A 21226-nucleotide genomic window follows, 5' to 3' on the forward strand; every position below is an offset into this window, starting at 1 on the left:
CGTTTTTTTCCAAATAAAAAGCATCACTCCATAAAAGAATGATGCTTTCCAAAGCAAATAGGCGAGCTTTATGGAATTTAATTTGTTCTTGTAAATTTACAGCTAGATGGACCAATGAAACTGCCAACAACAGCACTACTCTGTGCACTAATAGGAAATTCCAACACGAAATCCTATGTTGTCGCCTTGCAATAGTTCACCATAAGCAAAAGAAGCTGTGTCACCAACGGCTATTTGTTTGCCGTCCTCTGGTAACAAGTTGCGCTCGGTTCTATAGTTACCCACTGCAACACCGTCCGGCAAATAAGTAGGACATACAATTGTCCAATCAAGCCCTGATTGACGAAGCATGTCATACACTTTATGGTGCTCCTCTGCCGCAAAAGTCAGCCGGCGATTTGTATCTCCTGCTTCATAACGTAACTTTTGAGGATCAATCTTACTTTGCAAGATGCCAGCGGTTCCAATCGTGACTATGCGATTAATCCCTTCATCTTTCATTGCTTTTATCATATGTGGAACCGCTTCAGTCAATGTTGTCGTCTTGTCAGTACCGAGTGCACTGAACACAACATCCATCCCAGCAATGGCAAGCGTAACCGTATCAGCATCACGGACATCCCCTTGGATAACAGTTAACCTGCCACGTGGTGCCAACTTCTCTATTGACCGGACGAGCACCGTCACTTCATGCCCTTCTGCTAGCGCTCGTTTAAGGACTTCCCCGCCCACGCGGCCAGTTGCTCCAAACAGTGCAATTTTCATTGTAACCAACTCCATTCTTTCATCTTCTTTTACTGTAACACTTTTCTATCCTGCATTAACAGGCAGTAAGGCCCCCACTTCAAGTCCTTAAAGACACGAAAAAAATAAGTGGGGGATAAAGCCCCCCTCTGATTGAAGATTAACTTTTTTAGTCGCCCCTCGTTTGTGATCGGTCTCCTTGATTTATAACCAGCCCATCACTTCGTCCCAATAAAAAAAGGGCTGCTCCTGTGAGACAACCCTTCCTGCTAGTCATTAATAAATCAACTCTTCAACATGCTCGCGCATCGTGCCGTTCTTCGCTAAATTCGTATGCCAAGAGAATGCTTTTTCCAAAACATGTGGCGTTTGCCCGCCTCTTTCAAGCGCCTCTTCGTAATATGCACGAAGTTGCTCGCGGTACATCGGGTGTGCGCAACGTTCAATAATGAGTTCAACACGTTCCCTTGGAGCAAGTCCGCGTAAATCTGCATAGCCTTGCTCTGTCACAATGATGTCAACATCATGCTCTGTATGGTCAACATGCGAAACGAACGGGACGATACTTGAAATATTGCCGCCTTTTGCCACTGACTTCGTAACGAAAATAGCAAGACGTGCATTGCGGGCAAAGTCGCCTGAGCCACCGATGCCGTTCATCATTTTCGTACCAGAAACATGCGTCGAATTGACGTTGCCGTAGATATCGAGTTCAAGCGAGGTATTGATGGATATCAGGCCGAGACGACGGATAATTTCCGGATGATTCGAAATCTCCTGCGGACGCATGATAAGCTTATCTCGATACTTTTCAAAGTTATTAAAGACGTGATCCATCTTCTCTTCAGATAATGTAATTGAAGCACAAGAAGCAAAACGAACCTTTCCAGCATCGATCAAATCGAACACAGAGTCCTGTAGTACTTCAGAATATATTTCTAAATCCTTAAACTCTGAATTGATCATTCCGTGAAGAACTGCATTCGCTACCGATCCAATCCCTGACTGTAGCGGTGCTAAATTTTTAGTTAACCGACCCGCTTGAATCTCAGTACGAAGGAACGTTAATAAATGCTCTGCCATAATTTCCGTTTCTTGATCCGGCGCTACAATCGTAGATGGAGAATCCAGTTGATTCGTGAAAACGATTCCTTTCACCTTTGTCATGTCAATTGGAATGCCAATCGTGCCAATCCGGTCATCTACTTTCATTAACTGGATTGGCGACCTTTCACCCTGTTTGCCTGGATCGTATAAATCATGCAGCCCTTCCAATTGCATAGACTGCGCCATATTAATTTCAATAATGATTGCTTTTGCATGCTGTGCGAACGTCAATGAGTTGCCGACAGAGGTCGTTGGAATCATCATTCCGTCCTCCGTGATTGAAACCGCTTCCAAAATCGCGAAGTCAATTGGCTCGACGACTTCCGCACGAATAAGTTCTGCTGTATGCGACAAATGGTGATCCACAAATAAAAGTTCACCGTCATTAATCATTTTCCGCATTGTCGGATCGGCTTGGAATGGTAATCTTTTATTTATAATATTAGCTTCAGCAAACAGGCGATCGATATCAGACCCTAACGATGCGCCCGTAAATACATTCACTTTGAACGTTTCCGTTTCCGCGCGTTTCACCAATGCTAGCGGAACGGCCTTCGCGTCACCCGCACGTGTAAATCCACTTAACCCTAGTGTCATACCGTCTTCAATCCAAGACGCCGCCTCTTCTGGTGAGACAACGACGTCTCTCAATTGAACGTTTTTAATCCGATCCATATGACTTCCCATCCCTAAACGCCCCAATTCATAACTTTTAGTTAATTTTAACTTAAGCACTTACATGAATGAGAAATTAGGTGCTGGACAAGGAATTAATGGGTAAAGCACGCATATACTCGGTTGAAGCAGCATAATTAAAAACCTAAGAGTTTACGAAAGTAACTTGAATACGATTGGCTGACTGGAATTCTTGTTCCATTGTCCATTTCCAAAACAAAAGTCGAGTGCGTATCAGGATAAATCCCCTTGACGTGATGAACATTGACAATATAAGAACGATGGCATCTTACAAACGACTCGCGCGGCAACAAATATTCAAATTCCTGTAACGTGTTTTTATGAGTCCCAGAAAACCCTTCTGCCACTACATACGTTTTTCGATCTTTCACTTCGACATATTTTACGCCCGTGAACGGGACAGGAATCCATCCATCATGCGTCTTAACGGTAACGACAGATTTTCCGTCTGTATATGCTGGATAAATTGCAGTTACACAGCCCTCCAATACATCACCATCATAAAATGGAACAGCCATCCCATGATAAGCGACACCGAACACATCACGGTTGATGAACTCCGACATTTTTTGTTTCTGGGAAATTGCCTTCTGCGCAATAGTCCCTTCCTTCACGGGGTCGCCCGGTCTAATTTTTAAATCAACCCGCTTGCTGGGACGATAATAAAGGTACTCTTCTGTATTTGACACAGCTATAGAAATTTCATCCGAAAATACTTCACCAATAACATCCAATAGTGCACCGAGACTTAAGTTCTCCATTTTTTGACCCCTTTTGCTCATTTCACAATTTAATCCTATGTTGTACATTCTATTATACTAGATACTGACTTTATACAAAAAAAATGATAACCGCCTTTGAAGCCAATGTACATCGAGTTTAACGCGATTTGTTGTATAATTAATTGTACAACTTCCTACATCTTGATTATACTAAATACTATCATAGACTAAAAATTGTGATAATAGTGACCTAAATAATGAGGGGGAAAAAGCATGCATGTTAGAGACCTACTTTTAGAGCGACTTGATGTTGCTACAGTAAATACCAATCAAACCGTGAGAGAAGTGCTGGATCAAATCAAAATGAGTGGATATAGATGTATTCCCGTTGTTGACAATGAAGACTTCTATAAAGGGATGATTTATAAAGTTCATTTGATTGAATATCTGTACGAAGACAATGGAGATGAGAATTCTAAAATCGACCATTTGCTGAAGCATCAAGATACATTCATAACAGAACGTTCATCTTTTTTAAGTGCACTCATCGAAATCAAGTCACTACCTTTTTTAAGCGTTGTAGAAAGCGGGAAACTCGTTGGGATATTAACGCATAATAAAGTTGAAAGTGTGTTGGAAGATGCCTTCGGATTAAAAACAGGGGGAATCAATCTTACAATTTCTTCAACTGAAGCTAAAGGTATGATTGAAAAACTGACGAAAACGTTACGCGGTGAAAACATTGAAGGTATGTTCACGCTCGATAATGGTTCCGTTCTCGCTCGAAGAGTAGTCATTACACTTGAAAGCGGCAAGACGGATGCAGAAATCGAAAAACTAACCGAAAAACTTGAAAAAGGCGGTTTCAGGATTCTGCAAGTAGATAAAATCGAAAAAGCTGATTGAGAGATAAAGTTAATCTTCAATCAGTGGGGGTTCTACTGCCCGTTAATGTGGGATAAACCGAAAAGCGTTGCACACATTGTAGAATGTGTGCAACGCTTTTCGGTTTTATCATGTCATCGTTGTTTTCACATCAGGTTCAGGCACCCGCGAGAGAATAATGATCCCGATAATGAACAGAATAACCAGGCTGAATACCCCGTACGCGGAGCTTCCTGTCAGTTGTGCAGTCACCCCTACTAGTAAAGGTCCCATGACCGAGGCAAATTTACCAAAAATATTATAGAAGCCGAAAAACTCATTCGACTTTTCTTTTGGTACAAGCCTCGCAAAATACGAACGGCTTAGCGCTTGAATACCGCCTTGCGACGTCGCAACAAGCATCGCCAATACCCAGAAGTCCATCGTTGTTTTCATAAAAAACGCATAAATACAAACAATGATATAGACGCAAATTCCTACGTATAACATCTTTTTCCCCGTAAACTTCTGCGCCAATTTACCATAAAGAATCGCGAAAGGTGCCGCCACAACCTGTGTGACAAACAAAATAATAAGAAGGTTTGTTGCACTAATTCCTAAATCCGATCCGTAAGCCGTGGACATTGAAATAATTGTTCCAACTCCGTCTATATAAAAGAAATAAGCCAATAAAAATAAAAACACTGTCCTGTATTTACGGATTTCTTTAAATGTACCGCCAAGACGTCTAAAACTGCTTACTAGCATATTTGGTTCACGCTTAATGCCATGGATCTGGTGAACATTTTTGACCATCGGAATTGTGAACATGAACCACCAAATTGCTGTAATTACGAAGGCTATCCTACTAGCAGTAGACGTTGTGAGCGGAATAACTCCTCTATCAGCCAACAAAATGATAGCAATGCTGATGATGAACGGAATCGTGCTCCCGATATACCCAAGTCCAAAGCCCCGTGCAGATATCTTGTTCATCCGCTCTTCCGGCGTAACATCCACTAAGAATGCATCGTAAAATATATTCGCCCCATGAAAACCGACGGCGGTGATGGTGTAAATGATTAATAACCATAACCAGTTCCCGTTTGGCACGAATGCCAATGAAAGCGTCGCGGCTGTCCCCATAAGGAAAAAGAATTGAAAGAACTTCTTCTTTAATCCTTCATAGTCGGCAATCGTTCCTAAAAGAGGTCCAATCATCGCCAGTATGAATGTCGCAATAGCAACCGTATACCCCAGATAGGCAGTCGAATTCGACATACTCACGCCTGCATCCGTCGCAACCGCCTTGTAGTAAAGCGGGAATACCGCTGTCGTAATAATAATCGAATACGCAGAGTTCGCCCAATCATAGAAAATCCAGCTGTTCTCCTCTTTACTGTACTTCTTCACACCCTCATTCCCCCTTTCACTACATACGTACGGTATATTATAAGGAAAAATTAAAACCTAATTATTCTGCGATAAATACGTATGTGGACAACGGTTTAATCGCATGATTCTTTTGCGCTTCTTCCAACAACATCACTTCAGATTGGATAAGTGACTTAAGTTTTCCAGGCAAATCAACAAGATTATTAATCTCCTCTTTGTAATCAGCTAACGTCATAGCAATTTCCCATTTCGCATCTTGCAGTTGGGTCGAATGAATAGATTGTTCATTTGTAATTGTCCAGCCCACGTTTTCTACGGCACGTTTAACATCCGCTGGCGTAAACAGTGTACGCACATTCGAAAGACTACTTTCTTTGAAACACTCATACTGGGATTGAATAAGCACAGCCAGAAAATGTGGGTATTGCTCAATCATTTGAATTCTTGAATCCCACTCAGCAAAACATAATGTCTTGCCCCATTTTCTAACCTTCTTTACTATCCCCTCTAGTTCCTCAAATGATTTTAAGTACCAGGAACAATGTGAGAAAACAATATAGTCAAAACTATTTTCGGGAAAATCTATTTCCACTGCTAAAACGTCAACATTAAACTCCATTTCAAGCTGTTTTCCTAACTTCGACTGCTTTAAATAACGGGCGGAATCACCAACTGTTATCGGGGCACCGTAATCTGGAGACGCAATATCTATCCCGTGAACAAAGCCTTTTTCTCCGACGATATACGCTAACGCAGCCGTCGTATCGCCTTGACCACAACCGATTTCTAAAACATTACCTCCTTCTTTGATTCCCCAAAACTCAACAAGCTTAAGACGATGCTCCGTTTGAATTTGCTGAATGATGCCCATATCAACATTGGACGCCATACACTCTACAATAGTTGTAATCGCGTGGTCTTTCATATATGCACCTCGTTTTATGTGAACACTTAGGTGAACGACCTCCACCCAAATGTCTTTCTAAAGTTCTTTTCGCCAAAGTCTCCTAGTTCCCCTTTTTTACGCAAGCATCAGGTACCCAATTCTCTCCTCTTCTTACTATCTATACCATTTATTCGTCTATACTTTTTTTGTTTTTAATCTTGGAACCCTTCTTTTCTTAGCGTTTTAATTGATTCCCGCAAGATTTACAAACTCATTCACGGCACCTATATCTATGCTATAGTAAAAGAACAACTGAATAACGTGTAGAAATTAGGTTCTTTTTTACATTCGTATAAAAGCTTAAAAGGGAAGTTCGGTGGAAAACCGACGCTGTCCCGCAACTGTAAATGGGAGTGCTCTTTTCAAATCCACTGTTCGTTACGAATGGGAAGGGAAAAGAACGTGAAGATCATGAGCCAGGAGACCTGCCTATTTCAGTACACACCAATACCCTACGCGGATAGGAGGTGTTAAGTGCGGCTATGATCGAGCAATTACTTGTAAAAGCCGCCGTACGAAAGAACGTAATCAGAAAGAACCATAAGAGGACTCAATACCTCTTCTTTCACTATGCACTCAATAGTGTTCTTCTGTTTACGAACCATTCGTTACGGCAACAAGCGACCATACAAATTTACGCATACTAGCATCTTCCTAACGTTTTACTAGGAAGATGCTTTTTTATTTTCATAAAAGAAAGGGATTTTAGCCAATGAAACTTGGAACAAAAGAATATTATCTGGACGCATTCAAACACGTCTTAATGACAAACCTCATCATAAGCGAATCACAATCACTGTCTTCAACCCAGTCCTATTATGAAGAACAAATCGGAAAAACAACGACTATAAATGAAGAGGAAAAAAGCCTTTATTCACGTAATCTCCAAAAAGCATTCGATGAAATCAAACACGAAGTAATCGGTTCATCAGAAGATTAATCTAAAAGTAAACATCAAAAAAAGCGTGGCAGTCATGATAGACTTCCCACGCTTTTAATGTATTTACAGTTCCTGATAATTTCTTTGATGGTTTCCACCATCTTTTACATCCGCATGATACAAAGCTTTTAACGCGAAACTTTTCTCCAGGTCAAGCTCGCCCATTATCTGTTTCAGACGTTTTGAAAGCTCTGGATCGTTCTTCACAAGCTTCTCCATTTTCGTTCTTGAATATTTCATAATCTGATTCCTCCTTCACACTAAGTTTGTCTATACAGTATACCATCAATTTAGTGTCATTCGCCCAATTCAGATTTGCTATACTAAAGATAGTAGCAAGAAATGGACTGGAGCGACGACATGTATAAAACAATTGGCATACTTGCGCACGTAGATGCAGGAAAAACAACTTTTTCTGAACAACTGCTTTATCACACAAAAAGTATTAAACAAAGAGGCCGCGTGGACCATAAAGACACCTTTCTCGATAGCCATACAATCGAGAAAGAAAGAGGAATTACGGTTTTTGCAGACCAGGCATCCATTTCTTATAACGGATCCACCTACTACATTATCGACACACCTGGGCACGTCGACTTTTCTCCTGAGATGGAACGCGCCATTCAAGTGATGGACTATGCCATTATTATAATTAGCGCAAGCGACGGCGTGGAAGGTCACACAGAAACCGTCTGGCAGCTGCTCCGTAAACATCAAGTGCCTACGTTCTTTTTTATCAATAAAACAGATCGTGAAGGAACAGACATTGAAAGCGTACTCCATGAAATTCGCACCAATCTATCGGAAGATATCTGTGACCTTACATCCTCATTCAATGAAGGTATCATGCAAGAGGAACTCATTGAATTTATCGCAGAACGTGATGAAGAACTGCTGGAAACCTATATGGAATCAGGTTATGACAAGGACTTATGGCTTGCAACATTAAAGGAAATGATTAGCGACAATAAAGTCTTCCCCCTATCCAGTGGTTCTGCACTTAAGGATATCGGTGTCATGGCATTTTTCGAGAAACTCGATGTATTGACAGCAACTTCTTACGAGGATGACAGTGATTTTGCTGCACAGGTCTATAAAATCCGCCATGATGACAGTGGTAACAGGGTCACTTTCCTTAAATCATTAAACGGTACGCTAAGTGTCAGAGACGAAGTAAACTATGGTGATTATAAGGAGAAAGTGACACAGATACGCGTCTATAACGGTAATAAGTTCAAAGCAATCGACCATGTTCAGGCTGGTGAACTGTTCGCCGTTACTGGATTAACCCAAGCATCCATTGGTGACGGTGTTGGAGCACTAAAAGAAAAGGCCGCCTTTGACATGATTCCTACCCTTAAGTCGAAAGTGATTTTCGACGCTTCCATCCATGTCAAAGAAGTGCTTCGATGCTTTAACCTGCTCGATGCGGAAGATCCTTCTTTGCGCGTCTTCTGGGATGAACACTTTCAAGAAATTCATGTCCATGTTATGGGCGTCATCCAGCTTGAAGTACTCCAACAAATTGTTAACGAGCGTTTTTCGATTCAAGTTTCTTTCGGCGAACCTAAAATACTGTATAAGGAAACCATTGAAACGACCGTAACGGGTTATGGTCATTTTGAGCCCTTAAGGCATTACGCGGAAGTCCATCTTTTAATCGAACCAGCTGAAAGAAGTAGTGGCATACAGTTTAACAACGTTTGCCATGCAAACGATTTACTTATCGGTCATCAAAACGTAGTACGCAGCCATTTATTCGAACGCGAGCATCATGGTTTATTAACCGGCTCAGCCCTCACAGATGTCAAAGTAACGTTACTGACGGGACGAAGCCATAACGAGTACACGTCTGGCGGTGACTTTAGAGAGGCCACTTTCCGGGCATTACGACAAGGTCTAGAACAAGCCTCCAATACGTTGCTCGAACCCTATTACGATTTCAAAGTAAAAGTGGATTTGGATAATATGGGACGAGTGCTGTCAGACATTCAACAAGCACACGGCAGCTTTGAGCCACCAGAAACGATTGGTGAAAAAGTAATTGTAAAAGGGCGTGTTCCAGTCGCTACCTTTATGAATTACAGCGCCACCTTTGCTTCGTTCACACACGGCAAAGGGACGCTTAGCTTGTTATTTGGGGGCTATGACCGCTGTCACAACCAGGAGCAAGTCATTGAGGAAATTGGTTATAACAAAGAAGCGGACCCCGAATACTCGTCCACTTCTATTTTCTTGGCCAAAGGAAAAGGCTATTCAGTCCCCTGGAATGAAGCCTATAAGGCCATGCATTGTTTATAAGGGAAGACTACTTGTTGTTTTAGTCATACAATATATTACTTTCGGCATCTTTCGACAATTTTTAATAGAATGTGATTGACAATCCTTTCAAATGAATATACTATTACTAGTATTCTTAATTTAATAAAAAGCCTCTTATTAAGAGCGGCAGAGGGACTGGCCCTACGATGCCCGGCAACCATTCGCGTTTAATTTCTAAACACGAAAGGTGCCAAATCCAGCAAGGTACTTTTGTACTTTGAAAAATGAGAGAAACACTTGCAGCGTAAGTGTATTCAATCCTCTCTTTGATGAGAGGATTTTTTTATTCTCATTTGGTTGATACGTAAACAACATAGAAGGGAGAGAGTGATATTACACAGTCAGTCGTTAAAGGAGCACCTGGCCATTACAGAATCGGCGAAAAGGTACTAATGGATCTAGAAATTCTTTTATCGGAACTAGGCATTCAGAAGTTCCACATTGTAGCCGGGAAAAAGGCTTGGAGCGCTGTACATCCCTACTTGCCTGATGAGATTGTAAAAAGAGCAAGTGCTAATTTTACATTTATAGAAGGACATTGTACTTTACATACAGTTGAAGATATTGCTAGTCAATTATCTTTAAACGCAGCAGATGCCGTAATTGGTATCGGCGGTGGAACAGCTTTAGATATCGCTAAGGCTTCAGCTGTAAAAGCTGGAATTAAGTCAATCTTAATCCCAAGCATTGCTTCCACTTGTGCAGCATGGACTCCGCTTAGTGTGTTTTACGATGACAAGGGAACTTTTACACATTATACAGAATTCCCTTTAGCTAATACACTTGTGCTCATTGAACCTTCGATCATTGCCAAATCCCCTATTCACTATTTAAAAGCTGGTATTGGAGATACTTTGGCAAAATTTTACGAGGCAGATGCGTTAATCGAGTCATTTTATAAAAATGAGGAATTTCCAGTTTGGCTTAAAGTTTCACAATTCTCGGCAGCCATATGTAGGGATGTCCTACTAAAAGATAGTAAGGCTGCCCTAGAATCTGCTTCTACAGGCAATGTTTCCGATGAATTAGTCGGCGTTATTGAAGCTATCATCATGACTGGCGGAATGGTTGGAGGATTTGGTGGGAAAGCGGGACGAGTAGCAGGCGCCCACTCCATACATAACGGACTTACCGAAGCGAAGGAAGCAAAAAGCTTTCTACACGGGGAGCTCGTTGCATACGGGATACTAGTCCAATTGGCTTTAGAAGAAAAGGAAGATGAACTACTAAAACTAATGGGTTATTATCTTGAATGGGGATTGCCTATAAGTTTAACAAACTTAGCAATTGATCCAGAAGATCATGTTCTTCTAAAAAGAATTAGTAAAAAGGCTTTGCTGCCACAAGAGTCTATTCACTTTATGAATAAAAGAATTACTGAAGAAGGCTTGCTAACTGCAATGCAGAAAATTGAAAAGCTACATTATTCATAAGCACCAACAAAAAACAGAGATGGATAGGAGAATCGATATGAAAAAGTGGTTGTTAGCTAGTTTATTGGTTTTAGTAGTAGGGGCCCTTGCAGCTTGTGGCGGCAAGGATAAGTCAGAAGGTTTAGATTTACTAAGCGATGGTAAATTAGTTGTCGGCGTAACGGCAGGTCCTCACGAACAGATTGTTGAGAAAGTAAAAGAACTGGCAGAAAAAGATGGATTGACTATTGAACTAAAAGTATTCACTGATTATGTAATGCCAAACGTAGCTTTAGCTGAAAAAGAAATTGATATAAACAGTTTTCAAACTGAACCTTTCTTTGATCATATGGTAAAAGACCGTAATTTGGATCTTGTAAAAGTAGCAGACACAGTTACCTTCCCTATGGGTGTTTACTCATCTAAAGTAAAGGCTATCAGCGAACTAAAAAACGGTGCTAAAATCGGATTACCTAGTGATCCAACAAACAGTGGACGTGCACTTATGCTTTTTGAAAGCGCCGGTCTTATTACAATTAAAGACGGTGTTGGTCTAAATGCAACCGTAAATGATATTGATGAAAACAAGAATAATTATGCGTTTATTGAACTTGATTCCGCACAAATTGCTCGCCAACTAGATGAACTTGATGCTGCAGCTATTAATACTAACTTCGCAATAGAATCCGGTCTTTCTCCAACAAAAGATTCGATTTTTATCGAGCCAAAGGATTCTCCATTCGCGAACCTTATTGCCGTAAGAACTGAATCTAAGGATGAAGAAGTTGTTCAGCAGTTTATAGATTTATATCGTTCAGAAGAAGTAAAGAAATTCATCGAGGAAACATTTGATGGAGCCATTATTCCTTCCTGGTAACTATTTTTGCTAGCTAAACCGGATTCTTTATTTCAAAGTAAATAGCGACAAAGTAAGGAGAGGACGCTTGCATTTTTTATAATGCCTTTGCGCCTCTCTTTCTCGAAAGGAGCGAAAAATATGATTATATTAGAAAATGTTTCGAAAGTGTTTACGGTAAAATGCAAAGAGGTTAAAGCCGTCAACGATGCCAATATTCATGTGAAAAAAGGTGAGATTCATGGGGTCATCGGTTACAGTGGTGCTGGTAAAAGCACCTTAATCCGATGTGTGAACCTACTTGAACGGCCAACGAGCGGAAAGATAGTCATAAACGGTGAAGAAATAACCGCGCTCTCCCCTAATAAGTTAGGTGCTACACGCCAAAAAATAGGAATGATTTTTCAAGGCTTCAATTTGTTGAAAACAGCAACCGTTTACGACAACATTGCCATTCCGTTAAAACTTCTAGGGGTCAATAAAGAAGAAGTGAAAGTACGTGCGAATAAGTATTTAGCGATTGTTGGTTTACAAGATAAGCATCATCATTATCCTTCTCAATTGTCTGGTGGGCAAAAGCAGCGTGTCGCAATTGCAAGAGCGTTGGCGCAGGAGCCGGAAATATTGCTAAGCGATGAGGCGACAAGTGCACTTGATCCCGAGACAACGGATTCTATCCTTGACTTACTATTAAAAATAAATGAAGAGTTTGGCATCACAATTTTACTTATCACACATGAAATGAACGTGATACAAAAAATTTGTGATTACGTCTACGTACTCGAAGGTGGAAGTATCGTGGAACAAGGCACAACGATTGGGCTATTCACAAATCCATCTCACCAAACGACGAAAAAGTTTTTAAACACCATTTCCCAACGTAACTTGTCTGCAACTTTGATTTCGCAATTGAATTTGTCCGGTTCGGTTATCAGGCTAACCTTTACTGGTTTGGTTACAGGAAAACCGTTACTTGCAGAGGTAAGTCAAAAGTTTAATGTGAAGCCAAATATATTGGCTGCGAATATCATCGAACTAAAAAATGGCGTAATTGGAAATTTGGTCGTTCATATTATCGGTGAAAAAAGCGATGTCGAAAGTACTTTGTGTTTCTTACAAGAACAAGGTGTCGGCACAGAAGAATTGAGGGATGAAAATTGAGCGAGTTTATCGAGAAGTGGTTGCCCCAATTCCAACAAGCGACTGTTGAAACCTTTCAAATGGTCGGAATATCACTTTTGTTTTCTATCATTATCGGAATTCCTTTAGGGATTTTATTGGTGCTTTCGAGACCCGGACAAGCACTGGATAATAAATGGTTAAACCATCTATTAAATTTAGTCGTTAACATTGTCAGATCCGTTCCATTTATTATTTTATTATTTTTCATCTTGCCTTTCACGAAACTAATTGTAGGCACGACAATTGGGGTAAAAGGCGTCATCGTCCCCCTCGTAATCTATACTTCTCCATACATTGCCCGTCTAATGGAAACGGCATTATTGGAAGTCGAAAATGGGGTAGTAGAAGCTTATACGGCGATGGGCATTAAAACAAGACACATCATTTGGAATGTAATGCTAAGAGAAGCCCGCCCTTCCATCATTTTGGGGTTAACAATTGCTACTGTTAGCTTAGTCGGTGCAACCGCAATGGCAGGTCTCGTCGGCGCCGGAGGTCTTGGTGATTTAGCTTATCGTTATGGCCATTTGAGATACGAAGTTGACGTAATGTACATAACCATCTTTATTCTTATCATTCTTGTTCAAAGTATCCAGTCGATTGGAAACAGGCTCGCTACACGTCTGAAAAAGGATTAATTCAAAGATTCAAGTGTTTTTTTATAAAAAGAAAACCAAATTCCTTACGAAGGGTATGAATGATCTTGACATCAACTAGAAATAACGACTTACTATTACAAAACATCAACCCTACCGAGTCTTTTCCGGTGTCATTCGAAGAACTGGAAGCAGCAGCAAAAGAAAAAATGTCTGCTGGCGCATTCGGCTATATCCAATCTGGGGCAAGTGGCGAAGAGACGCTTCGAAAAAACGTCTCCGCTTTTTCAAAGTTTTCCCTTGTCCCTCGATTTCTAAATGATGTTTCTACATTGGACACATCTGTAAATCTATTCGGTCGTACATACCCTTTTCCTTTGCTAATCGCTCCTGTCGGCATGCAATTAATCGCACATGAAGATGGCGACATCGCTACTGCAAAAGCAGCCGCAGAAATTGGGGTCCCCTTCATTCAAAGTACAGTATCTGGTTTTTCAATTGAAGAAATCGCAGAAGCTACTGGCGACAGTCCAAAATGGTTTCAGCTTTACTGGTCAAGCACTAACGATGAAATTGGTTACAACATGGTCAAAAGAGCTGAGGAAGCTGGTTTTGAGGCTATTGTTTTAACCGTTGACACAGTGATGCTTGGATGGCGAGAAGAAGACGTACGTAATCATTATTCTCCGTTAAAGCAAGGTTTTGGTAAAGCGAACTATGAAACTGATCCAGTATTTTTAGCCTCTATTCCAACTAACGATTTTGACGCCGTCATTCAAGGAATACTGGATAACGTTTACCACCCTACACTAAGTTGGGCGCAAGTCGCGGAGTTAAAGAAAAGAACGTCCTTGCCAATCCTCTTAAAAGGGATTTTACATCCGGAAGATGCAAAACTAGCTATCGAAAACGGTATTGATGGAATTATCGTTTCTAACCATGGGGGGCGTCAACTTGATGGGGTAATCGCTAGTATAGAGGCTCTACCGGCAATCGTAAAGGCGGTAGGTGGCAAAGTTCCTGTACTATTAGATAGTGGAGTCCGACGGGGCACAGATGTTGTCAAAGCACTTGCACTAGGTGCTGATGCAGTTTTAATCGGTAGACCTTTCGTCTACGGTCTAGCGGTAGGCGGACAAAAAGGCGTTGAAAAGGTATTGGAGAATATCCTTCAAGAAATGAAAGTTTCCATTTCACTATCGGGTGTTACTAATTTAAAAGACCTTCGCACTATAATTACTACTGATTAAGGTTTTTAGATAACAAAATACTACCCAATACTTCATCTATATGAGAATAGGTAAGCCACGTTCTGCCTGGAACGTGGCTTACCTTTTTTGTCAGATTAAGCTCCAAATCGGAATACCAAAAAAAGTTCGTTAGGATCTTTTTCATGCATACTAGATACTTTCACTCCGTTTATCAGTTCAAAGGGGGTACTCGTTTCGAGGTACTCGATATATTCACTCGTTGGATAGTAAAGGATAATATCTACAGGCCGCTTGTGCTGTTCAACTGACCGTAAAATGTTAGCAATAACCGTCATGAAAATCTGGATTGAAAACGGATTGAAGAAATAAAACCGGTTATCCTCCGTCTCCACTTCATATTCCTCTGCCAGACAACGTTCAAAACGGATGAACGCACTCGACCGTCTGACTTTTTGCATATAGCTTGCTTGGTTTTCAAGTGCCTCCTGATATAACTGCCCACTCATCTCAATCCCAGTAACTGAAACATTACAACGATTATGCACATAAAATGGAAGCCTGCCTTTGCCACATCCAAAATCGACTAATCTGTCGGTATTCTTTAATTCATATACCTGAAAAAATTCATCTAGTGCCTTATAAGGTGTCGCTTCATAGCGGTTATAATGAGAGGACTGATGCAGCCATTCCCGCATTCCAACGGTATTAATGCGTAGTAGTCGATCGCATTCTTTATCGTACATAGCCATACCTCCCCACTTGTTTATACCTATTGTATCTTAATAGCAGAATAAGACCCGAACATTTTAAAAACCGAGTCAAGTTTTTTCGAGTATGCATCTGGGAGACTTTATTTAGTCACTAATTTCACCGACATATCGTATCAATACAAATAGTTTCAATTTTCCACCTATTGTAGGATACTAGTATGGTATAATCCTCCGTATATCTAGTTTCCGTAAAATAAACTTAGAGTAGAAAGGGACGGATTGATTGGAAACAAAATCATTACAAACGTCTGTGACATTACTAGCCGGATTTCAGTGGCTATTCTTTATGTTTGCCAATACGGTGGTCATTCCCATTTCAATTGGCAGTGCTTTTCAGTTGGAATCAATTGAAATTGTATCTGCAATTCAACGCTCCTTCATATTCACGGGGATAGCCTGTCTGTCGCAAGGGCTTATCGGGCATCGTTTGGCATTAATGGAAGGTCAATCCGGACTATGGTGGGGCGTCATTTTAAGTTTAGCTGCTACTGCCAGTACGATGAATCTTGAACTGACTACGATTGGCGGTAGCATTGCAGTTGGGATAATAATTTCGGGCATTCTTGTCTCAGTTTTCGGCATTTTGGGTATGGGGGAAGTATTAAAGAAGTGGTTTACACCTGTCGTGATGTTTGTCTTTCTTCTATTACTGGCTAATCAGCTAATCACTATTTTTCTAAAAGGAATGATTGGCCTCAATGTAGATAATTCTATAGATGTAAAAGTCGCCTGTTTTTCATTTATTCTCGCCGCACTGACAATCCTTATCCATGTAAAAGGGAAAGGGATAATTAGCAGCTTGAATTTACTCATCGGAATGACCGTCGGGTGGATTGCCGCCACGCTACTGTTTCCCGTGGAAGTAACAGAGACAATTAAAGCGCCCCCTTTCATTACCTGGTTTCCTTGGGGGCAACCCGCCTTTGAGTGGGGCATTGTCATTACTGTCGTCATTACCGGATTATTAAACACCACCAATACAATTGCCACATTAAAAGGGGCAGAAGATATTTTTGAAAAGGAGACAACTCCTAAGCAGTACCGTGCTTCCTTCGCACTGACAGGACTGTTTTCGACATTTTCAGGTGTGCTTGGACTCGTACCTTATGCACCGTACGCTTCCTCATTAGGCTTATTACAGTCAACAGGTATTCGAGAAAGAGCTCCATTTTTCGTGGGATCCGCGCTATTCATCCTCTTGGGGATGATTCCACAATTAAGCGCCTTTTTCTCAACAATTCCACACAGCGTCGGCAATACAGTGCTATTCGTTGCCTACATACAGTTGTTCCGTACAGCAATTCGGAACATCGAAGGGTTAACTTTTGAGCCCAAAACCGTCTATCGTATCGCATTACCAGCTCTTCTTGGACTCGCAATAATGTCACTGCCAGCAACTGCTTTTACTACGATTCCACAACTTGTACGTCCAATTCTTTCGAATGGTATGCTCATGGGAATCCTGGTTGCACTCTTTATGGAGTTTTTGTATTATCTTGGATCTAGATTTCATCAAATAAACACATGACTTCTGTTTGATAGACAACTGGAAAAGGGATATCCTCCAATGGGATATCCTTTCTTTTTTATTCTTATATAGTTGAAGGATCTTTCGGGTATGTACAACTACTACTTTAAGGTACGTTTTAGGAATTCCCTGGTACGTTCTTGCGTTGGATTATTAAAGATTTGCTCAGGGCTTCCTTCTTCTGCAATTACCCCTTTGTCCATGAATACCACACGGTCCGAAACTTCCTTTGCAAATTCCATTTCATGTGTAACAACCAACATCGTCAGCCCCGTTCCAGCAAGTTCCTTCATTACCTTCAGAACCTCACCTACCATCTCAGGATCTAGTGCCGATGTAGGTTCATCAAATAACATGACATCAGGTTCCATAGAAAGCGCTCTAGCAATTGCCACACGTTGTTTTTGACCGCCTGATAATTGTCTTGATTTTGCGTTAACAAATTGGCCCATACCAACGACTTTCAAATACTTCATCGCTATTTTTTCAGCTTCTTCTTTTGAGCGCTTTAATACTTTCACTTGCCCAACAACGCAATTATTCAATACATCATGATTATTAAATAAGTTAAATTGCTGGAATACCATTCCTAACTTTGTTCGATACGCGTGGATATCATGTTTATTATCCAATATATTTTTCCCTTGATAGATAATTTGACCGCCACTTGGTTTTTCTAACAGATTAATACAACGTAGTAGAGTAGATTTTCCAGATCCAGAAGATCCAATAATGCAGACAACTTCTCCTTTAGATACTGAAAAGTCTATGTCCTTTAAGACTTCATGGTTTCCAAAGGATTTACTTAGATGTTGAATATCAATTACGTTTCCCATGTATGCTCCCCCTTCCTTTTAATGCTCTTTTGTATTTGCTCCAATCACTTGTGCTGGTTGACCTATCATACTGTAATTTTCTGGACCCTCTAATCTTCTTTCGAAATATCGTAGAATTAGTGTCACGGCATATGTCATGATGAAATACAAAATACACGCGATGAAAAATGGCTCAAAATATTTGAAGCTGATTCCTGCCACGGTTTTTGTTTGAAAGTATAGTTCTGTTACACCAATTACATTCAATACGGATGTATCTTTAATATTAATGATAAATTGATTTCCAGTTGCCGGTAAAATGTTACGAATCACTTGTGGTAATACAACGTTTAGCATCGTTTGGACATGATTCATACCAACCGCTTGTGCTGCTTCAAATTGTCCTTTTTCAACAGAAAGTACACCGCCTCGAACAATTTCAGCCATATAAGCCCCTGTGTTAATTGATACGATAAATATAGCTGCAGCTGTTCGGTCGATATCTATGCCAAAAGCTAAAGCAGAACCATAATAAATGACCATAGCTTGTACAATCATTGGCGTTCCACGGAAAAATTCTATGTACATAGTTAGAATTACGTTAACTATTTTTAAAAAGATCCTTTTTACCCGTCGTTCTGGCGCGGGTATCGTACGAATAACCCCTGCTACTAAACCAATAACTCCACCTAATATAGTACCAATTATGGAAATTAAGAGTGTCATTCCTGCTCCACGAAGGAACATCGGCCAGTTATTAATAATTAATGATAACATCCACTCAAAGCTCATACTTTTCCCCCTAGTTCATACATAAAACCGACTGCAAATAAATGCAGCCGGTACCACTTCACCCTTATTTAGCCGCTGGCTGATTTTTAATAGCGGCATCCATAATACTTTGACGTTCTTCCTCTGAAATATCTGCTAAGATATCATTAATCTTGTCTGTTAATTCACTGCCTTTTTTCAGTCCGGCTGCCACTGCCGTTTCTTCTTCATCCGCTTCAAACCCATCTGTAAACTCGACCATTGCAAACTTATCATTTGCTGAAGTAGCACTAATTCCTTCTGGACGTTCAGATACATATCCATCAATCACGCCTGATTCCAGGGCAACACGCATTGCAGGAAAGTTATCTGATGCGGGTTGTTTTTTCACGTCTTTAATTTGATCGATTACCCCATAGTGAGATGTATTTAACTGACCAGTTATTTTTGCTCCAGAGAAGTCTTGGATGGAAGTAGCCCCTTCATACGATCCACCTTTTTTGACAATCATTACAAAGTTTGACGTGTAATAGTTATTAGAGAAGTCAATGGTCTGTTTGCGCTCTTTTGTCGGTGACATCCCTGCAAAAATCGCATCGATTTTACCAGATACTAATGCGGGTACAAGACCATCCCACTCCGTTTTCACAACCACTAATTCCATCCCTAAGCCATCCGCAATCTTTTTCGCAATTTCAACATCGTAGCCACCTGCATATTCTGCATTGCCATCGATTTTCACACCACCATTGGCATCACCCATTTGCGTCCAATTAAATGGGGGATACCCAGCTTCCAAACCTACTGTAAGCGTTTCTTTTTCTTCCGATGAACCTTTGCTCCCGGAACTACTTGCCCCGCATCCCGCTAATAGCATAATTGCTGAAAAAGACAGTGCTAGTAGTAATGATAACTTTTTCTTCATGAACAAAATCCCCCTTTTTGTTTAGATTTCCAAGTATCTTTATATACTAAAAAGGCCAACCTGTACAAAAAAAGACCTGATATAATCTCAGATCACAATATGTATAGTTGCCCTAAATCCTCTTCCTTCCATAATGAGATAGCACACCTCAATAAACCGGAACGTTTATTGAGACAGTCCTACAGTTCTTAACTGCAGACCCAGTAAGTAATACAGAGAAATAGTACAAACTTCGGCGATATTTCCTTCTCCCTAGAATCGTAGCTTCTCAAGCTCCTCTAAGGACTGTTAAATAACGCGCCTCTACCTCACCTATAAAAAGTGAGGTTGTATTCAATTATGATACATACTCTACAAGAATATATTCTATCTGTCAACCGGTCTAACAAGTGGCTGACTTTGTTATATAACAGCCTAGTAATTTATTAATTGGCAATAAACAGAAGAACTAATTATTTTTGTTTTCTACGATTTCTACAAACTTTGTTGAAGCTCGTGATAGTGGTACACTTTTTAAAAAGCATACGCCTATACTTCTCTTAGGTATTTCTTCAATCAGTTGTACTTCATGCAATAATCCTTTAGTTAAGTACTCTTTGGAAAATTCTCTAGTCACACATGCTATCCCTAAATTTATTTTAGCAAACTCCAATAATAAATCATGTGAACCTAATTCAAATTCCGGTGAAATCTTTATACCTTTAGATATCATAAAATCCTCCACATACCTTCTGGAATTTGATTTTGATTCTAGAAAAATTAATGGCAGTTTTACTAATTCATGAAGGCTTAACGGTTTAGCTAAGATTTTCTTAAATCTCTCCCCGTAAACAAACGTATCCTGGATATCAATACACGGCCTTAGTTCTAATGTAGGATCATCAATCGGGAAGTTACAAACAGCAATATCCACCCCTCCTGATTTTAAAATCGTACAAAGTTCCAATGTTGTACCATTAACGATATTAAATTTGATATTCGGGTATCTATTATGAAAAGCTTCTAAATAGGGAAGTAAAAAGTACCTAGAAATGGTATCCCCTACGCCTATCTTTAATTCACCTGTCGTTAAATTCTTAAACTCTAAAATCTTTTCTTCTCCGACATGAATTAAATTAATGGCCGAATTAGCATACTCAAATAAAAGACTGCCTTCATTTGTTAAAGAAACTCCTTTAGGTGTTCTAATAAAAAGACGGGTATCTAATTCCCTTTCCAATTGCATGATTGCCTGACTAACGGCTGGTTGTGTCATATAAAGATCTTTTGCTGCCTTGGAAAAACTTTCACTTTTTCCTACCTTACAAAAAATTTTATATAAATCTAATTTACTCACCATATAACCACTCCTTATACCTACCATTCGTTATATTAATTTTACTTATACCACTAATACGTTGTATAGTACAGGTAGACAGTTAGAT

The 21226-nt window shown here is 40.2% G+C and carries 20 protein-coding genes and 3 riboswitches; of the genes, 9 read left to right on the forward strand and 11 right to left on the reverse strand.

Features of this window, described 5'->3' with window-relative positions; genetic code table 11:
* Positions 1-147 precede the first annotated feature (147 nt).
* From I2483_RS08755 to I2483_RS08765, 3 genes are all read right to left on the reverse strand, one after another.
* The gene (locus tag I2483_RS08755; RefSeq protein ID WP_207175369.1) at positions 148-765 is read right to left on the reverse strand and encodes an NAD(P)-dependent oxidoreductase; all 618 of its coding nucleotides are present in this window, start codon (positions 763-765) and stop codon (positions 148-150) included.
* Between the two features lie 255 nt (positions 766-1020).
* On the reverse strand, positions 1021-2538 hold the full coding sequence (locus tag I2483_RS08760) for an acetyl-CoA hydrolase/transferase family protein (RefSeq protein ID WP_207175370.1): 1518 nt from the start codon (positions 2536-2538) through the stop codon (positions 1021-1023).
* Positions 2539-2663: 125 nt separating this feature from the next.
* A complete protein-coding gene (locus I2483_RS08765) occupies positions 2664-3308 on the reverse strand; it encodes a LytTR family DNA-binding domain-containing protein (protein WP_207175372.1) in 645 nt (214 codons plus the stop codon).
* A gap of 234 nt (positions 3309-3542) precedes the next feature.
* Between I2483_RS08765 and I2483_RS08770 the strand changes: the two genes are divergently transcribed.
* Positions 3543-4175 carry a CBS domain-containing protein gene (locus I2483_RS08770; RefSeq protein WP_207175374.1) on the forward strand — a complete coding sequence of 211 codons (633 nt, stop codon included), beginning with the start codon at positions 3543-3545 and terminating at the stop codon, positions 4173-4175.
* A gap of 108 nt (positions 4176-4283) precedes the next feature.
* Here the strand turns inward: I2483_RS08770 and I2483_RS08775 are convergent, their stop codons facing one another.
* The gene (locus tag I2483_RS08775; RefSeq protein WP_207175376.1) at positions 4284-5546 is read right to left on the reverse strand and encodes an MFS transporter; all 1263 of its coding nucleotides are present in this window, start codon (positions 5544-5546) and stop codon (positions 4284-4286) included.
* A 61-nt stretch (positions 5547-5607) separates the two neighbouring features.
* Entirely contained in the window at positions 5608-6498 is an 891-nt protein-coding gene (locus I2483_RS08780; protein ID WP_346267715.1) for a class I SAM-dependent methyltransferase, read from the reverse strand.
* Positions 6499-6729: 231 nt separating this feature from the next.
* A riboswitch (cobalamin riboswitch) is annotated at positions 6730-6921 on the forward strand.
* Between the two features lie 265 nt (positions 6922-7186).
* On the opposite strand from I2483_RS08780, the gene I2483_RS08785 reads away from it, so the two are divergent.
* On the forward strand, positions 7187-7414 hold the full coding sequence (locus tag I2483_RS08785) for a hypothetical protein (RefSeq protein WP_207175379.1): 228 nt from the start codon (positions 7187-7189) through the stop codon (positions 7412-7414).
* Positions 7415-7477: 63 nt separating this feature from the next.
* Here the strand turns inward: I2483_RS08785 and I2483_RS08790 are convergent, their stop codons facing one another.
* Positions 7478-7654, reverse strand: coding sequence for a hypothetical protein (locus I2483_RS08790; RefSeq protein WP_186671960.1), 177 nt, complete (start codon positions 7652-7654; stop codon positions 7478-7480).
* A gap of 120 nt (positions 7655-7774) precedes the next feature.
* Between I2483_RS08790 and I2483_RS08795 the strand changes: the two genes are divergently transcribed.
* The 6 genes from I2483_RS08795 to I2483_RS08820 all read left to right on the forward strand — a co-directional run bounded on the left by I2483_RS08795 (position 7775) and on the right by I2483_RS08820 (position 15032).
* The gene (locus I2483_RS08795) at positions 7775-9715 is read left to right on the forward strand and encodes a GTP-binding protein (RefSeq protein WP_207175382.1); all 1941 of its coding nucleotides are present in this window, start codon (positions 7775-7777) and stop codon (positions 9713-9715) included.
* 132 nt (positions 9716-9847) lie between these two features.
* Positions 9848-9967, forward strand: a riboswitch (SAM riboswitch).
* 101 nt (positions 9968-10068) lie between these two features.
* Positions 10069-11169, forward strand: a complete 1101-nt coding sequence (locus tag I2483_RS08800) for an iron-containing alcohol dehydrogenase (protein WP_207175454.1) — start codon at positions 10069-10071, stop codon at positions 11167-11169.
* A gap of 37 nt (positions 11170-11206) precedes the next feature.
* Positions 11207-12025 carry a MetQ/NlpA family ABC transporter substrate-binding protein gene (locus I2483_RS08805; RefSeq protein ID WP_207175384.1) on the forward strand — a complete coding sequence of 273 codons (819 nt, stop codon included), beginning with the start codon at positions 11207-11209 and terminating at the stop codon, positions 12023-12025.
* A gap of 120 nt (positions 12026-12145) precedes the next feature.
* The gene (locus I2483_RS08810) at positions 12146-13165 is read left to right on the forward strand and encodes a methionine ABC transporter ATP-binding protein (protein WP_207175386.1); all 1020 of its coding nucleotides are present in this window, start codon (positions 12146-12148) and stop codon (positions 13163-13165) included.
* Positions 13162-13824 carry a methionine ABC transporter permease gene (locus tag I2483_RS08815; RefSeq protein WP_481886330.1) on the forward strand — a complete coding sequence of 221 codons (663 nt, stop codon included), beginning with the start codon at positions 13162-13164 and terminating at the stop codon, positions 13822-13824. Before I2483_RS08810 ends, I2483_RS08815 begins: the two co-directional genes overlap by 4 nt.
* Positions 13825-13889: 65 nt before the next feature.
* Positions 13890-15032, forward strand: coding sequence for an alpha-hydroxy-acid oxidizing protein (locus I2483_RS08820; RefSeq protein WP_481886331.1), 1143 nt, complete (start codon positions 13890-13892; stop codon positions 15030-15032).
* 95 nt (positions 15033-15127) lie between these two features.
* Here I2483_RS08820 and I2483_RS08825 read toward each other — a convergent pair whose 3' ends face one another.
* On the reverse strand, positions 15128-15736 hold the full coding sequence (locus tag I2483_RS08825; protein ID WP_207175390.1) for a class I SAM-dependent methyltransferase: 609 nt from the start codon (positions 15734-15736) through the stop codon (positions 15128-15130).
* A gap of 250 nt (positions 15737-15986) precedes the next feature.
* On the opposite strand from I2483_RS08825, the gene I2483_RS08830 reads away from it, so the two are divergent.
* The gene (locus I2483_RS08830; RefSeq protein ID WP_255550366.1) at positions 15987-17291 is read left to right on the forward strand and encodes a uracil/xanthine transporter; all 1305 of its coding nucleotides are present in this window, start codon (positions 15987-15989) and stop codon (positions 17289-17291) included.
* Positions 17292-17392: 101 nt separating this feature from the next.
* Here I2483_RS08830 and I2483_RS08835 read toward each other — a convergent pair whose 3' ends face one another.
* The 4 genes from I2483_RS08835 to I2483_RS08850 all read right to left on the reverse strand — a co-directional run bounded on the left by I2483_RS08835 (position 17393) and on the right by I2483_RS08850 (position 21141).
* Positions 17393-18127 carry an amino acid ABC transporter ATP-binding protein gene (locus I2483_RS08835; RefSeq protein ID WP_207175391.1) on the reverse strand — a complete coding sequence of 245 codons (735 nt, stop codon included), beginning with the start codon at positions 18125-18127 and terminating at the stop codon, positions 17393-17395.
* 18 nt (positions 18128-18145) lie between these two features.
* The gene (locus tag I2483_RS08840) at positions 18146-18898 is read right to left on the reverse strand and encodes an amino acid ABC transporter permease (RefSeq protein WP_186671941.1); all 753 of its coding nucleotides are present in this window, start codon (positions 18896-18898) and stop codon (positions 18146-18148) included.
* Positions 18899-18962: 64 nt separating this feature from the next.
* A complete protein-coding gene (locus I2483_RS08845; protein WP_207175393.1) occupies positions 18963-19802 on the reverse strand; it encodes a transporter substrate-binding domain-containing protein in 840 nt (279 codons plus the stop codon).
* 131 nt (positions 19803-19933) lie between these two features.
* A riboswitch (Lysine riboswitch) is annotated at positions 19934-20116 on the reverse strand.
* A gap of 134 nt (positions 20117-20250) precedes the next feature.
* Positions 20251-21141 carry a LysR family transcriptional regulator gene (locus tag I2483_RS08850; protein ID WP_207175394.1) on the reverse strand — a complete coding sequence of 297 codons (891 nt, stop codon included), beginning with the start codon at positions 21139-21141 and terminating at the stop codon, positions 20251-20253.
* Positions 21142-21226 lie beyond the last annotated feature (85 nt).

The sequence above is a fragment of the Sporosarcina sp. E16_3 genome (assembly GCF_017347125.1).
In the GTDB taxonomy this organism is placed as follows: domain Bacteria; phylum Bacillota; class Bacilli; order Bacillales_A; family Planococcaceae; genus Sporosarcina.